The organism is Tenacibaculum sp. 1B UA, from assembly GCF_033978845.1.
Lineage (GTDB): Bacteria > Bacteroidota > Bacteroidia > Flavobacteriales > Flavobacteriaceae > Polaribacter.
Genome location: NZ_JAKVUA010000007.1, coordinates 108,926 through 124,875, shown reverse-complemented (window position 1 = coordinate 124,875; position 15,950 = coordinate 108,926). Strand labels below are relative to the sequence as shown.

Annotated in this window: 13 protein-coding genes and 1 pseudogene; 7 read left to right on the top strand and 7 right to left on the bottom strand. The window is 30.4% G+C overall.

Annotated elements, in window-relative coordinates; all coding sequences use genetic code 11:
- From MK851_RS07760 to MK851_RS07745, 4 genes and pseudogenes are all read left to right on the top strand, one after another.
- Positions 1-636: a nitroreductase family protein gene (locus MK851_RS07760; RefSeq protein WP_320242913.1), complete on the top strand. Its 636-nt coding sequence runs from the start codon at positions 1-3 to the stop codon at positions 634-636.
- 276 nt (positions 637-912) lie between these two features.
- Positions 913-1,302 (top strand): annotated as a pseudogene (locus MK851_RS07755) (DinB family protein); the annotation flags it as partial.
- 21 nt (positions 1,303-1,323) lie between these two features.
- A complete protein-coding gene (locus MK851_RS07750) occupies positions 1,324-2,013 on the top strand; it encodes an ArsR/SmtB family transcription factor (RefSeq protein ID WP_320242939.1) in 690 nt (229 codons plus the stop codon).
- Positions 2,014-2,032: 19 nt separating this feature from the next.
- Positions 2,033-2,710 carry an SGNH/GDSL hydrolase family protein gene (locus MK851_RS07745; protein ID WP_320242911.1) on the top strand — a complete coding sequence of 226 codons (678 nt, stop codon included), beginning with the start codon at positions 2,033-2,035 and terminating at the stop codon, positions 2,708-2,710.
- On the opposite strand, the gene MK851_RS07740 is transcribed toward MK851_RS07745, so the two are convergent.
- Positions 2,707-3,333 carry a hypothetical protein gene (locus tag MK851_RS07740; protein ID WP_320242909.1) on the bottom strand — a complete coding sequence of 209 codons (627 nt, stop codon included), beginning with the start codon at positions 3,331-3,333 and terminating at the stop codon, positions 2,707-2,709. The genes MK851_RS07745 and MK851_RS07740 overlap by 4 nt on opposite strands.
- Positions 3,334-3,434: 101 nt before the next feature.
- A complete protein-coding gene (locus tag MK851_RS07735) occupies positions 3,435-5,591 on the bottom strand; it encodes a TonB-dependent receptor (RefSeq protein WP_320242907.1) in 2,157 nt (718 codons plus the stop codon).
- Between the two features lie 235 nt (positions 5,592-5,826).
- On the opposite strand from MK851_RS07735, the gene pdxH reads away from it, so the two are divergent.
- Genes pdxH through MK851_RS07720 form a run of 3 tightly spaced genes read left to right on the top strand, consistent with a single transcriptional unit; the run spans position 5,827 to position 7,898 of the window.
- Complete coding sequence (pdxH, locus tag MK851_RS07730) at positions 5,827-6,474, top strand: pyridoxamine 5'-phosphate oxidase (protein WP_320242905.1); 648 nt, start codon at positions 5,827-5,829, stop codon at positions 6,472-6,474.
- A gap of 30 nt (positions 6,475-6,504) precedes the next feature.
- Positions 6,505-6,993, top strand: coding sequence for a SixA phosphatase family protein (locus MK851_RS07725; RefSeq protein ID WP_303510228.1), 489 nt, complete (start codon positions 6,505-6,507; stop codon positions 6,991-6,993).
- 8 nt (positions 6,994-7,001) lie between these two features.
- On the top strand, positions 7,002-7,898 hold the full coding sequence (locus MK851_RS07720; RefSeq protein WP_115900493.1) for a Ppx/GppA phosphatase family protein: 897 nt from the start codon (positions 7,002-7,004) through the stop codon (positions 7,896-7,898).
- Between the two features lie 131 nt (positions 7,899-8,029).
- On the opposite strand, the gene MK851_RS07715 is transcribed toward MK851_RS07720, so the two are convergent.
- The 5 genes from MK851_RS07715 to MK851_RS07695 form a co-directional block, all read right to left on the bottom strand.
- Complete coding sequence (locus MK851_RS07715; protein ID WP_320242901.1) at positions 8,030-9,481, bottom strand: DUF389 domain-containing protein; 1,452 nt, start codon at positions 9,479-9,481, stop codon at positions 8,030-8,032.
- 144 nt (positions 9,482-9,625) lie between these two features.
- Positions 9,626-11,935 (bottom strand): hypothetical protein, encoded by a 2,310-nt coding sequence (locus MK851_RS07710; RefSeq protein ID WP_320242900.1) that lies wholly within the window; start codon positions 11,933-11,935, stop codon positions 9,626-9,628.
- A 14-nt stretch (positions 11,936-11,949) separates the two neighbouring features.
- Complete coding sequence (locus MK851_RS07705; RefSeq protein ID WP_320242898.1) at positions 11,950-12,126, bottom strand: hypothetical protein; 177 nt, start codon at positions 12,124-12,126, stop codon at positions 11,950-11,952.
- Positions 12,127-12,339: 213 nt separating this feature from the next.
- Positions 12,340-13,452, bottom strand: coding sequence for an aminopeptidase C (locus tag MK851_RS07700; protein WP_320242896.1), 1,113 nt, complete (start codon positions 13,450-13,452; stop codon positions 12,340-12,342).
- 70 nt (positions 13,453-13,522) lie between these two features.
- Complete coding sequence (locus MK851_RS07695; protein WP_320242893.1) at positions 13,523-15,922, bottom strand: TonB-dependent receptor; 2,400 nt, start codon at positions 15,920-15,922, stop codon at positions 13,523-13,525.
- Between the last annotated feature and the right edge of the window lie 28 nt (positions 15,923-15,950).

Below are 15,950 nucleotides of genomic sequence, written 5' to 3'. Positions count from 1 at the left end.
ATGTCATTAATAGAAAATCTTAACTGGAGACATGCTGTAAAAGCTTTTGATCCAAATAAAAAAGTAAGTGAAGAAAATATTGAAAAAATTATTGAAGCTGCTAGATTAGCACCAACCTCATCGGGGTTACAACAATTTAGAGTTATTTCAATATCAAATCAGGAGGTTAAAGAAAAGTTAGTACAAGGAGCTTTAAACCCTGATTCTATGAAAGACTGTTCACATGTGTTAGTTTTTGCTGCTTGGGATAACTATACGGCTGAAAGAATAGACAAAATGTTCGACTATACTACAGACGAAAGAGGGTTACCAAGAGGTAGATTTAACAGCTATACTGATATGCTTAAAAAAGCTTACTTAAACCTTCCTAATGAAGTTAACTTTGCACACACATCAAGACAAACTTATATTGCTTTAGGATTAGCTTTAGCACAAGCAGCAGAGTTAAAAATAGACACTTGTCCTGCTGAAGGATTTGACAATAAAGTGGTTGATGAAGTTTTAGAATTGAACAAAATGGGCTTAAAAAGTGTATCACTAATGTACATTGGTTATGCCGACGATGAGAAGGACTGGATTAAACCAATGAAAAAAGTTAGAATTCCTAGAGATGAATTCGTTATTGATGTAAAATAGTACAGCAATAAACACCGTTTTATTAAAAAAGTAAAACACTCAACAAAATGCTTTTCTTACAGCTTTGCCTGTTTATAGAAAAGCATTTGTTTTTTTAGAGTATTTTCAATAGATAAAATTTCATGTTTCATTTTAAAATGAAATAAGACATAAAATCGTCATGTACTTTTACACTCAAATAAACAATAAGTAACTATGAACGCTATAGAAAATATACTATTAAACTTTTCAGAAACAAGAAGACGAAGTATAAAACTGTAGAAAGGCCTTCCTGATGAGTTTTTAAATTGGAAACCTGATTCAGATGCCTTTTCGATTATCGAAATGATAAGACACACGCTTGAAGGGGAACATTTGTTTCATGCAATTATTAAAAACAGAGGTGATTTAAGTAATTATAAATCTCCTTGGGTAGATTTGGCCTACTCAAATTTAAAAAATGAACTTAGCTTTGCTGAACAATATCACAATAGTTTTATGGAGATGATCAAGACATTTAATGAAGCAGATTTAGAGAACATACGAATAGAGCGAAAAGAGGTAGGTCAGAGTAAAACATTAGGAGATTATTTAAATAGAATGGTATATCACGAAGCTGTTCATACAGGTCAAATGTTAGGGTATTTAAGAACACTTAGCGTTAAATGTCCTCAAATATGGGATTAAAACAATACAAAAGTTACTACTATCGAAGAGTTAGAACATCAATTTAGTAAAATTGCTGCTATTTTAGGAGATAAGTCCCGCGCTATCATCTTATGTAATTTACTAGACGGTAGAGCCTACACTGCTACAGAATTGGCAGCAAGCGCAAATATATCGTTGCAATCGGCAAGTAATCATTTAAAAAAATTGGTTTCAGTAAACATCTTATCAGTTGAAAAACAAGGAAGACATCGCTACTTTAAATTTGCTAACGAAGAAGTTGCATGGGTTATAGAATCAATGGCAAGTTTAATTTCTATCGATAAAGACTACAAGAAAATTAAAGCTCCCAAATTAAGTGATTTTACGTATGCCAGAACCTGTTATGACCATTTGGCAGGTAGCCTTGGGGTAAAAATAACAATGTCTTTATTAGATAATGAAATCATTAAAATTTCTGGAAAAGATTACATAGTTACGAAATCAGGTAAAGAATGGTTTGATGAAATTGGGGTAGATATTCATGCTATCCAACACAAAAAACGTTCTTTTGCTCATCAATGTTTAGATTGGAGTGAAAGAAAGCACCATATTGCAGGAGCATTAGGTGCGTCTCTTCTTGAAATAATGGTAAAAAAAGATTGGTTACGTAAAAAACCAAACTCTAGAGAAGTAATTATTACCTCTATTGGAAGAATAGAATTAAAAAATAGGTTAAATTTAGAGGTGTAAATATATAATATCAACTTCTTTGAAAAAACTACTTTACTTACTTCTCTTTCTGCAAATTTCAGCGCAAGCACAACAAATATTATTTGTTGGAAATAGTTTAACCTATACGAACAGCATGCCTAAAATATTAGAGTATATTGGAAAACAACAAGAAGTTATTATTAAAACCAAAAGCTTATGTTTTCCTAATTATGCTATTATTGATCATATTAATGACGGAAAACTTCAAAAACTATTAGCAAAAAAACAGTTTGATTACGTTATTATTCAACAAGGTCCTTCCTCACAAACAGCAGGAAAAAGAATGCTAATACAAGACGGAGCTACTATACAAGCACTTTGTGAGCAATATAACACCAAACTTGGTTACTTTATGGTATGGCCATCTGTTAGATATTATCATACTTTTAACAAAGTAATAGAGAACCACAAATCTGCCGCAAAACAGAACAATGCTTATTTATTTCCTGTGGGAAATATATGGAAAGAATACAATACCTATAAAGGAAAAGAGTCTTTATACAGTCTAGATAACTTCCATCCTTCAACTGCTGGAAGTTTTGTAGCTGCTCTTACTATTTTTCATCAATTATATCCAACAAAAAACCTTCAACAACTCCCTTTTAAAAAATATAAAAAATGGGTAACTGATGAAGATTCTTTTAACTTGTTAGTTCAGTTAGTACAAAAGTATTAGGACTTCATACATTTTTTCAATACCTGTTCTGCTCTTTGTACATTAAACTTAGGGTAAAATTTTTCTTTTATTTTTTCTTCCTTTCCTAGCTCAATAGCTCTTTTTACATTATTACAAAAAGGTTCTGTAGATTGTCCAAAAAAACGAGCTGCTCCCATATCCGATTCAGCTTTACTTAAAATAACTCTCGGATTATTAGGAGCTATTTTCAATGCTTTTTCATACAACGCTGCATTTTTCATCGACATAGTCATCCCGTACTTCTGTCCATCAAAAGCCATATATGAAACATGTAATAATACCTGTGTAATTAATATTTCCGGATTTTCTGGTGAAATAGATTTTGCAGTATCTAAAAACTCTTGTGCCTTATTTAATTTGGCAATTAACGATGCTTCTTCTTTTATTTGAAAACTCTCTAAGATGTTAATCATCCCTGCATAATAAAACGGCAACCAGTTGTCTTTTTCAGCTTTAGAAATTCGCTCGAATAATTGAGCTGCCTCCGTTGTTTTATTCCCTTTCCAAAGCTCAAAAGCTTTTTCCATTCCTTTTTCGTATTTATTTTGTGCTGATATACTTACTGTAAATACTAATACTAAAACTGTAATAATTTTCTTCATGTTAATTGATTTTAATTAATACTTCAAATATCTTTTTATTGGTGTTATTTATATAAAATACTATACTGAGTTGTTGCTTTTTATAACTGAATTGTCATTGTTTAAAGGTTATTTAACTGGTTATCTTTTTTATTATCACTTATCGTCCAAAAGAATCCAACAAAGAAGAAACTATCCGCTGATGGTATTATAGCTTGTCGATTAAAAGTACCTGCTGAGTTTGGTGTGTTTTTATAATTATATCCAAATACGTTTTGTGTACCCAACACATTATTTACCGAGAAATACAATATTTTTTGTTGGCTAATTAAATACGCCCAATTCAAGCTTACAGAATTATAATTCTTTGTTTTTTGATTTAAAAATCCACCTTTATTAGGGTTGGTATAACTTCTACCTGAAGCAAAATTATAACTCATTCCTACTTGGCTTTTCCAATCTGCAATCCAATGCTTAGCAACTACCGACAAGTTATGTTTTGACGCAAAATTAGGAGTCGCTTTTATAGCATAGTTTTTATAATTTCTCTCAGTATCTAAAAACGAATACGACACCCAATAATCTGTGTTTTTTATATTTTTATTATCTCTCCAGAAAACATCAATTCCTTTAGAAAAGCCTTTTCCTAAATTTGAATAGTTTGAATATGGTAAAGCTGTATAGGTATCGTACTTAACTAAATCTTTATACTTTTTATAATACCCTTCTACACGTAATATTTGTTTATTTTTCACATACTGATAATTCGCTATAAAGTGTGATGTATTCTCTGCTTTAAACTCCGTATTGAATTTTAAATATTCATTTTTCGGATTTTGATAAAAGCGACCGTAAGCCAAAGAAAACTGTGCATTTTCTCCTAGTTTATAAGCTATAGAAGCTCTTGGTGAAATGGTAAATTCATCTAACAGTTCAGAGTTTTCCATGCGTACTCCTACTTTCGTTGCTAACTTTTTACTAAAAAAGATATCTGCGTCAATAAAACTTCCCAAAATATTACTGTCAAATCCGTACGTAGCATTACCATTTGTTTCATTGTTATAATCTTCAGAAAAATCAGTTATAAAATATTCTGCACCAAAATTCAGTTTAAATCGGTTTGAAAACCTTTTTTTCAATGTTGCTTTAACATGAGCTGAGTTTTCATTATCTACAACCTTATCATCTAGTATATTCATTTTTGAATTATCGTTAGTAAACGATGCTCCTCCTGTAACTGTCCAGTTATTAGCTAGATGTTGTTTATAAGACCCGTTGAAGTACAAGTTTCTATTTTTCAATCCAAAACGAAATCCATCTTCATAATTAATATCCTCTTGAATCATATCAAAATCAGCATAACTATAAGCTCCATACAACTTCAACAAAGACTCATTTTTAAATCTAAAACGGTATACAGCTTCTCCATTTAATGATTGCACTGGTTTATTCCAAGTATTCCTATCGGGAAATAATTTTTGATAAGGTGCTAAATTGATATATGAGGCATTTACACTTAGTGAATTTTTTCCAAATACCTGCGTGTTTCCTACTCCTAAACCAACTGTCATTAGTGAGATGTCTGTCTTCTCTTTTATTGCTTCGTCATTCGTATTTAGTAATAAAACACTCGATAATGCTTGACCGTATTCCGCAGAATATCCTCCTGTTGAAAACGTAATTCCTTTAAATAAAAACGGAGAAAATCGCCCACGTGTGGGAATGTTAGGTGCAGAAGGACTATACGGAGTAAATACTCGAATTCCATCAATAAAAATTTGTGTTTCATCCGCTTCTCCCCCACGAACAAATAAACGCCCATCTTCACTTACCGAAGAGGTTCCAGGTAAAGTTTGCAAGGCTCCAACAAAATCTCCTAAAGCATTTGCGGTGGTTACTACATCTAAAGGCTTTAACGCTGTTACTTTGGCATTATCTCCGGCTTCAAAAGTTCCTGCATTTATAGTTACTGTATCCAACGTATTTACATCTTCACGAAGTATTATTTTTAAATTCTTAAACGTTGATACTTCGGCTGTTTTTATATACGTTTCAAAAGAAATAAAAGACACTGTTAATGTTTGTTGTCCTTCTTCTGAAGTTGTAAAAGAGAAGTTTCCTTTTTCGTCAGACGAAGCTCCATCATAAGTTCCCTTTAAATATACATTTGCTCCTTCAATAGGATTCCCTTTAGTATCAGTTACTTTTCCTGCAATAGTAGTTTCTGCAATTAATAATGTATGCGTTAAAAAGCATACAACAAGTAATAAATGTTTCATTTTGTTCGTTTTTGACATCACAAAACTGCTTTCTTTTCAAACTTTAACACAAAAAGAAATACTCAACTGTATAATTTTACGGATGAATTGTTTTGCACACTAAAACTAAGATTACTTAACTACCTTTATTTTACCTTTCTTGCTTTTGATTATTCAAATCTTGCTAAATTTTAATATGTAAGACCTACAATACTTTTGATAAAGTTGTACTTTTACATAGTATAAATTAACAACAATGGCACACGATTTAAGTGACTATAGAAAATCTTACGAAAAAAGAGAATTACTAGAGAATAACTGTCCTGAGAATCCTATTGAATTGTTTAGGAATTGGTTTTTTGTTGCAGATGAATCTGAAATGGTAGAGGAAGCAAATGCTATGACAATTGCGTCTATTGGATTAGATGGCTTTCCAAAAAGCAGGGTTGTTTTATTAAAAAAATACACTTGGGAAGGTTTTATTTTTTATACCAATTACAATTCAGAAAAAGGAAAGGCTATTTTAAATAACAACAATGTGTGTTTATCCTTTTTTTGGGCTGGTTTAGAACAACAAATTATTATTAAAGGAAAAGCTGAGAAACTTGCTGAGAATTTGTCTGACGGATATTTTGAATCGAGACCAGATGGAAGTAAATTAGGTGCTTGGGCTTCTAGTCAAAGTGAGGTAGTTACCTCTCGTAATGAGCTGGATAACATCCTTGCTTCTTTTGAAAAAAAGTTTGAGAATCAAGAAATCCCTAGACCTAAACATTGGGGTGGTTTTTTAGTAAAACCTGTTTCTGTTGAGTTTTGGCAAGGACGTCCTAACCGTATGCACGATCGCATTAGATACACTTTACAAAAAGATTTTTCTTGGAAACTTGAACGTTTAGCCCCTTAGTTTTATATTTACATAGTATTTTACAATTAAATGAAAACACTTTATATCGTTCGTCACGCAAAATCATCATGGAATTATGATAGTGTTAAAGATATTGACAGACCTTTAAAAGAACGTGGTATTAACGATGCCCATCTTTTATCTAAGTACCTAGCAGAAGAAATAAAAAGACCCGATGTATTTCTTTCCAGTAGTGCCAACAGAGCGCTTCATACGGCTGTTATTTTTTGTGAGAACTTTGGGTATCCTTTATCCAATCTTAAAATAAAACGTCAGTTATATAGCTTTAGTGATGGGTATTTGGTAAAAACTGTAAAGGCTCTTGATGATAGCTTTAATAGTGCTATTGTATTTAGTCACGATCACGGTATTAATAGTTTTGTTAATAAATTTGGGAATAGGCCTATTGCTCACGTAAGTACTTGTGGAGTTATTGGAATAGAGTTTGATACTAAACATTGGAAAGACATTAAAAAAGGAAATACTATTTTAGTAGAGTTTCCTAAAAACCATAGATAAATCAATACATTTTGAAGATAAAAAAGTACGGCGCTATTGATATTGGATCTAATGCAGTAAGGTTATTAGTAGCCAACGTTATTGAAGAAAAAAATAAAGAACCACAGTTTAAAAAATCATCCTTAGTTCGCGTACCCATTCGTTTAGGAGCTGATGCTTTTGTTTCTGGAAAAATTTCAGAAGCCAATACACAACGAATGCTTGATGCTATGCAAGCCTTTAAGTTAATCATGAAAATTCATGGTGTTGAAAAATACAAGGCTTGTGCAACTTCAGCGATGCGAGAGGCAGAAAATGGTGAAGAGGTTGCCGCTACTATTTTAGAAAATACTGACGTGAAAATTGATATTATTGATGGTAAAAAAGAAGCTGCAATAATTTCATCTACTGATTTAAATCAATTAATAGAATCTGATGCTACTTACTTATATGTTGATGTTGGTGGAGGGAGTACAGAATTTACCTTATTTTCTAAAGGAAAAATTATTAACTCTAAATCGTTTAAAATAGGTACTGTACGTTTACTTAACAATACAAAACCAGAAAACAAAGCTCTTTTTAAAAAGGTTCAAAAATGGATTGAAGAAAACACAAGTAGTTACAAGCGTATTTCTTTAATTGGTTCAGGTGGAAACATTAATAAATTGTTTAAAATGTCTGGTAGAGATAGTGGCAAGCCTATTTCATACATCTATCTTAATGCTCAGTATCAATTCTTAAAAAAAATGAGTTATCAGGAGCGAATTTCAGAATTAAGTTTAAACCCTGATAGGGCCGATGTAATTATTCCTGCTACAAAAATATACTTATCTGCCATGAAGTGGAGTGGTGCAAGAAAAATATACGTTCCTAAAATTGGGCTTTCTGACGGAATAATCAAGAGCTTATACTTTAATAAGCTTTAATTTATTATTACTTTTTATTTGTGACTCTTTTGGAGTTGTAGTGTCTTAATAAGTATAAGTAATATTTTATTTACTATACTTCTCTAACAAATAATCAAGAAAAAACCGAGCTATTTGCTCGGTTTTTTATTTTAGTTTCTTCTTATTTGCACTTTGTCTGTTTTCAACTCTTTCTGTATCCAACTTCTCAGTTCGTTTTCATTTTTTACTAGAATAGAGTCCTTTAACTTTGCATTCCATTTTACTGATACTACTGTTGCTGTATCTACTTTTATAAAGTCGCTTGAAGATAGAACTTTAGCTAAACTCATTTCTTTTATATCATTGAATCTAATTTTTGCCTCTGTACTAATTTTACTAAAAGGAATCGAATTCTTATCTCTATATAAAGCATCTTGTTCAATTGTTTGATTTAAATTAGAAATTGTACTCTTTAAATCATCAATCTCCATGAGCAAGCCTTTTATAACATTGTCCTTTTGATCTAATTCTTTTACGGCTCTATCATAGGCGTCCACTACCCTATCAACACTTTTGGCTTTATTTTCATTTATAACTAAAGAATAAGAATCTATTTTAGGAAAAGATTTTAATTCATTTCGTAAAAAAGACTCTGTTGCATCACTTACATCTCCATTAAAAAACAAACTTATTGTTTTATCTTTAACTTCTAGCTTTTCACGCTGTAGCCATAAATTAGGATTATCATACACTTTTGCCTTTAAGAATTTTTTATAGTTTGCATCTATTATACTTTCATTATACACTCCCACAAAGGTAAATACCGCTGGAACCATTACTAAAAAAGCTATAAAAGACGCTATTTGTGCTATTCTTTTACGTTTAGCTGAGTTTACATAACGAATCATAGTAAATCCTAATAGCTTTAACACTAAGAAGGTTGCTAAAGCGATAAAAATAGTGTTGATTGTAAATAAATACATTGCTCCCAAGAAGTAGTCAAAGTTACCTATTGCCAAACCATAGCCCGCAGTACACAAAGGCGGCATTAAAGCTGTTGCTATTGCCACTCCAAAGATTACTGAGGCAATGGTTCCTTTTTTAGTTCGTGCAATAATTAATGCTAAACCACCAAAAAAGGCTATTAATACATCTCGAATATCTGGTCTTACCCTTCCTAATAATTCCGAAGTTTCTTCACGAAGTGGAAATATAAAAAAGAATAAAAATGCTGTTAACAAACTCAACACAATCATAGTTGCTAAGTTTATTAACGATTTTCGTAACGTATCAATATCATTAATAGCAATAGACATTCCTACTCCTAAAATAGGTCCCATTAGTGGAGATATTAACATGGCTCCAATTACTACTGCTGTTGAGTTTGCATTTAAACCAATAGATGCCACAAAAATAGAACAAATTAAAATCCATGCCGTGGCTCCTTTAAATGAAATATCGCTTTTTATTGCTTCTATTGTTGCTTCTTGGTCAGTGTCATCTCTAAAATCAAGTAATTCTAAAATAAACTTTTTTACTTTTTCCCATAAACCTTTTGCATCTTGCTGTATCGATTGTTTCGATTGCTCCGCTGCTGCTGCTTCTTCTTTATTTTCTTCCATAAATTCTGATTTTTGTTAACTTTGGAAAGATACGAAATTCAGTAATTAGTAAAAGCTAAAAACTCTAAGGTGAACTATTTTAGTTTCCTTTAATAATTTCGCAACAAAGACTATTTTTTGATAACTTTATTAAAAAATTAAAAGTTACTCTAAAATAAATAAGTCGTTATGATAAACTATTTCTCTGACTCCCAATTTATATGGTAAGATTTGTTTAGAATATTCTTTGTATAAGCTAGGGTTTATTTCTCCTTTAAAGAGTAGTTTTCCTTTCTCGTTATACGTTTGTATTCTTATAACTTCGTCTTCTTTGCTCATTTTTAAGTATACTTCAGATTGATATCTAGAGTTGGCTTTTAAATATACCATCCCTGTTACTAATTTACCTTTTGAGAAAACTGCAGTATATTTAGGTTTGTTCTTTTCATATTGAACAACTTCACCTTCTAATTGGTTATTTAATTCCTTATACGTTAATAGCGTTTGGTTTTGTAAATTGTAAACTGTGGTAGTCGTTTCTTTTTCTGATATATATTCGGTAATTATTTTTTGATTTTTATTTTGTTCTATTTTCTTAACTAGAGTACCATTTTTATATGTTTTTTGAGTTCCATAAAGACCGTTCTTTTGTCCTTCAAAAGGTTTTCCTTTTTTATACAATAATCGAGATATTTCTTTGCCTTTTTCACTATAATAAATACTGTATCCTTCTTTTTTATTTTCGTAATAATTTTCTTCTTTTTGTTTTTTACCTCTTTTATAATAAATAAAAGCTCCGTGTTTTTTATCGTTAACGTAATTTCCAGTTTCTTTTAAAGTCTTTTCATCGTATTCAAACTTCTTATAAACTCCATCCTTTAACCCGTTTTTTACATTTATTTCTATTCGATCTTTATAATCATACATAACCCCTGTAGGTTTTTGATTGATAAAAGTTGCTTGTCCTATTAATTTTCCTTCTTTAGAGTAAAATTTAGCTTTCGAATTAACATCTATATCTTCTCTTAAGACATATTCATTATTCCTTGAGTTATATACTTTTTGATATCTTTTTGATTTTATAAGTTTGCCTTTATTTAACTCTTTAATTTCTTCTACTTGATCTGTTTTGTAGAAGTACTTGTATTCTGTTCCTGTTTTAGTTATAAAATTATAATTAGCAATAACTTTTCCGCTTTTATCGTAATAAATTGCTGTTAACTTTTTTCTGTACGAATTAAGTTTATAGGTTACTTCACTTTTTTTTCCTCCATTAATATAGTAACTAATGATTTTTGATAAACTTCCATCTTCGTAGAATCTTGTTTCTTTATAAAGAGCGTTATCTTCTTTATAATCATATTTTGTTCTTTCTACTAATTTCTCTTCTTTAAAGCTCTCTTTTTCTGAAATTTTATTTCGATAGTTTTTCTTATACAAAGTGCCCTCAATAGGGATTGGTGAGTAATAACCTGTTTCTAAAGCTCTAGAGTTATAATAACCTTCTTTTAGTTTTACTTTTAGTCTTCCTAATTTCTTTCCAGAAATATCATAATAAGTAATTTCTGAATCTTTTAAATGCGAAAATACCAATGTAGTATCTTTATAATATTCAACTACTTCTTCTGCTATTCCATTTTTGTAAGTAATATCTTCTTTATTACCTCCTTTATTTTTTACAACTCTACCTTCTAATTTATCATTTATTTGTTCTAACACCCCTATTTGAGTACCTTGATCATCGTAGCTTATTACCTTAGCAAGGTTCCTTTTATCTCCAAATTCTTCTTTTTTAATTAGAATACCTTGTTTATTAAATGTCTCAACCTTTTTTAAATTTCCTTTTTCATAAGTATTTATTTTTTTTACTACTGCTGTCTTGGTGAAAAAAAACAAGTATTTCTTTCCTTCATAAGGAGTTTTATAACTTGATTCTTCTTCATACTTGTATTCTATAGCCCCTAACTTAATGTTTTGTTCATCATAAAATGTTTCTGTTAAAGTACTTTTATCAAAACGATTACAAGCAATTCCATTACGATAAAAGTATTGCGTAAAAATTGGGTTCCCTTGTTCGTATTTTGTTATAGATTTAACGCTCATCGGGTTATAATAATAGCTTACTTTTTTCCCATCTCTATATGCTCTTTTAGCAAAGGTTATCTGTCCTATTTTTTTCCCTTTTTTATCATAATATATTTCTTTAGTTATTCTTCCTTTATCATAGTAATGTTCATAACGAATATCACTTTTATCTCCTTCAAAAATTATTCTTTTTGTTATTTTTCCATTCTCGTAGGTAGCCTCTTCGATTGCTATAGTCGTTTTTTTGTCTTTACTTTCTGTATAATAAGTAGATGTTCCTTTTAGTTGCTTATCATCAAAACTCATTTTCTTTATAGGGTTTCCTTCCTTTGTGTACCAAACGGCTTGTTGCAAATAAATACTATCTTTATACTTAGAAAGTCCTGTCATTTGTAATGTACCATCTATATAAAAGTCATTAACACGATATAGTTTTCCTTCCTTTTGTATAGGGTTTCTATAAAAAAAGCATTTTCTTTATTGGTTTCTTTCCAGTTTTTATCTAACCAAAGTGTATCTTTTTGAGCATTAGCTATAGTTATGCAACACAATAATAAAACAATAGTAAAAAAGAATTTCATCTGTTAGTTTTTATATATTTTAAGTTAAATGTTTGTTGTGACTCGCAACAATTTTTTTTGAGTTTCAAAAATACAGAAATTTCAGTAGGTTATTAAGATAGATGTAAACCATATTTGGCTGAAAAATCAAAAAAATAGGGCTTTGGAATATTGTCCAAAACCCTATTTTTATTATTGAAGTTCTACTAATTTTTATAGTAAAGTTTAAAACTATTAAATCTTTAACTTACTTTTTAAATTCGGTGAAACTGCATCTTTATGTAATAAAACAGATATTGTTTTTAATTTAAAATAAGGGACTGACATATATACATACCCTTTGTTTCCTTGATTTTTACCCCAAGAATTCTTTACTTTAAAGTAAGTATTTCCTTTTTGATCTTTTACCAAACCTACAATATGCATTAAGTGATCATCGGTTGTGTTAAAGTTTTCAAATTCTGCTTGACGTAAACTTGGTGTAACAGTTCTTTCTTCTACTATTTCGGTTAATGCTTTTTCATTTTCTGTGCTACTTGCAGGAATTACTGCTACTCCGTTTTTTGATGAAAATGTTTTTTCTGAAACATCACAATCTAACTCTACTGTATATCCTTTTTTAATTGCGTCTTCTGTTACTGCAACTAACTCATCTAAAGAAACATTATAAAATGCTCCATTTGAAAAATTATCTGGAATATTTAAAATGAATTGGTCATATTTTTTTGCATGCTCAAAAGAACTGATCGTTACATAATTTGAAGGATCAACCTTTACATATTCTGCAAAAGATTTGGGAGTATATTTTTTTCCTTCGAAAGTAAACTCTTCTTTATTTTTTCCTAAGTACACATTCAAAACACTTTCTACTGATTGTTTCCACTTTGGACTTAATTCTCCTGCTGGATTTTTGATATAAGCATCCAACATTGATTTTAACACCGCAATCATTTCAGCATGATTGTGTCTATCTTGTCCCAAATCTAAACCTGTAAAAACTTGCTCAGGTACTAATCCGTATTTTTCTACAGAGTTAATTACATCATGCGCTAAACCTCCTTCGCTAAATTGTGCTTTTCCTTGGCGATATAGATAATTATTTGCTTTCTCAGAATAGGTGTTACGAACCGTGTACATTTCAGATAAATCAATATTTTTACCTGTTAATCTGATAATTTCCGATTCTAAAAAAGAGGTTGTAGAAAAACTCCAACATGTTCCTGTTCTTCCTTGACTTTTTACTTCAGTATCTTCAATATCTTTTACTGTAGAAAACTGATATTCTTGTGCTAAAGTTGAAGTTATACTTAAAAAAGTGAATGCTGCTCCTAATAGAATTTTTTTCATATTTAAAAATCTTATGATAATTTAAGCTAGCAATTTACTCTTTTTAAAAGATTATTAAACTTGAAAAGTGTTAAAAATCTACAATAACACCTATACGAGGTAAAGCTCTCCCTGTTGTGCTTTCTACTTCTTCCAGTAAATATCTTGAACTATCGTTAGGATTTGTTACTCTTCCATTCCCATCTTCAATAGGTAATAAAAATGGTTGCTGTTTAGAGCTACTAGCATATATATTTTGAACATCTAAATATAGGTTTATGGCTGCTTTTTTTAAGAACCATGTTTTATCTACACGTATATCTAGTTGTGTATACGTATCTAATCTTTCTGTGTTAAGTTTGGTATAATCTAAAATTCCGCCGTTTTGCACATCATAATTATCTTTTAAAGAAGAAGCATCTAAATCGTATGGTGTATAAGGTTTTCCTCCAACTAATCGAAATTTCGTTCCTATTTCCCAGTTTCTGTTTAATTTTTTACCTGCTGTAATTGTTAATAGGTGTTTATTATCCCAGGTTGAGGGAATATAGACTCCTTGCGCGCCTTTAAATTCACTTCTTACAAAAGTATACGACGCTATTCCATACAGTCCACTATACGATTTCTTTTGAGCTAATAACTCAAAACCATACGCTCGCCCTTCAGATGTTGAACTCACTGCTTCGTTTCCTATAATACCAAAATCAGCACCTAGATTTGCTAGACTTATCTGGTTTCTTAACGAAAATGGATAATTTTTATATCCTTTGTAAAACCCTTCAAAAGTTATTTTTGAGCTTGTATCAGGCTTATAACTCAATCCGCTTACAAAATGGTCTGATTGTATATACTTCAATCCATTTTTATTCTCAAACTCTCCTATATCGTTTTTATATCCTAATACTGTATAAGATGGTAATTGATAGTAACGTCCAACTGAGGAACTCACCGTCCATTTTTCAGATAAATTATAACTTAACGACAATCGTGGTGAAAATTGGTTAAATGGATTTTTCATTTCTGAATTGTAATCAATTCCGTCCATTCTAAAACCAAAAGAAACTCCTAACTTTTCATCTAAATATCTTTTTGATACTTGTCCGAAAACTCCATATTTCACAAAGTCTATGGCTGAATTAAAATCATAAATAATAACTCCATCTGAATTAGCATTTTTTTGATAATTACTATTCGTATACCTCGCTGTTTCTAGATTAAAACCTAAGTTAAAATCAATTTTGTTAACAGTTTCAAAGCTATTTTCATATCGTAATTTGTTTTCTATTTCTTTAGATGAATAATCTAACAATAGGTTTGCTGGTATTTCTTCATTAAAAAAATACTTTACTGCCTTGTTTTTCCATTCATTTCTACTTAATACAACTAAGTGTGTCGAGTTTTGTGCAAAGTACTTATAACTTGCTCCTACTGTATAATTCCATTGGCTATTCACGGGAACAGCATTTAAAATAACTTTATTTCTCTTTATTGTTTCTAAATCTGTTTCACCATCATTTACCTCTTTATTTATTTCAAAATCATCAATAGCTCCCAAAACAACTATTGATAATTCACTGTTCTTTGATAATTGTGATTTAACATTTACTTGAAAATCGCTGTATGTCGGTAAAAAAGGTAGTTTTATCAACTTAAATAAAAACTGTAAATACGATTGACGGGCAGAAAACATAAAAGTCGTATTCTTCCCTAATGGACCATCTAAGGTTATTCCTGCATCTGATGTTCCAATAGTTGCTCTCGTATTTAGTGAATTTGGATTTCCTCTTTTTTGAGTAAATTCTATAACAGAACTTAAAGAGTTACCTCTATTTGCTGGAAATGCACTTGAATAAAAGTCTACCTTACGAATTAAATCTGCATTCATAATCCCTACTGGTCCACCAGTTGCGCCTTGTGTTTGGAAGTGGTTTATTACAGGAACTTCAATTCCATCTAAATAAAATTTATTTTCAGAGGTTGCTCCACCTCTAATAATAATATCATTTCTAAATCCAGGATTAGAAGCTACTCCTGGAAAAGATTGAATAACCTTTAAGACATCTCTATTTCCTCCAGGGTTTTTTTCTATTTCTGCTATACCCAAACTTTGAAGTGATAATGGACTATCTACAGACTCTTTAAATAATGGTACTTGTATTTGAACTTCTTTTAACTGTGTTGCATCTTCAATCAATTCTAAGGTTATATATGGCGAATTATCTTTAGTAACTAAATACTCATCAGAAATTAACGTCTTATAGCCGACAAACGAAGCCTGTATTTTATTATACCCCAAAGGAACATTATTCAATACAAACTCTCCATTTTCATTTGAAACTGTTCCTATTTCTGTTCCGTATACTAAAATATTTACAAAAGGAAGCACTTCTCTTGTTTTAGAATCAATAACCTTCCCTGAAATTTCCCCGCTATTTTGAGATACAACAGCGAAAGACTGAAGTAAAACTAAGAATATCAACACTTTTTTCATATCAAAATATTTAAGTTTTAACAAAAAT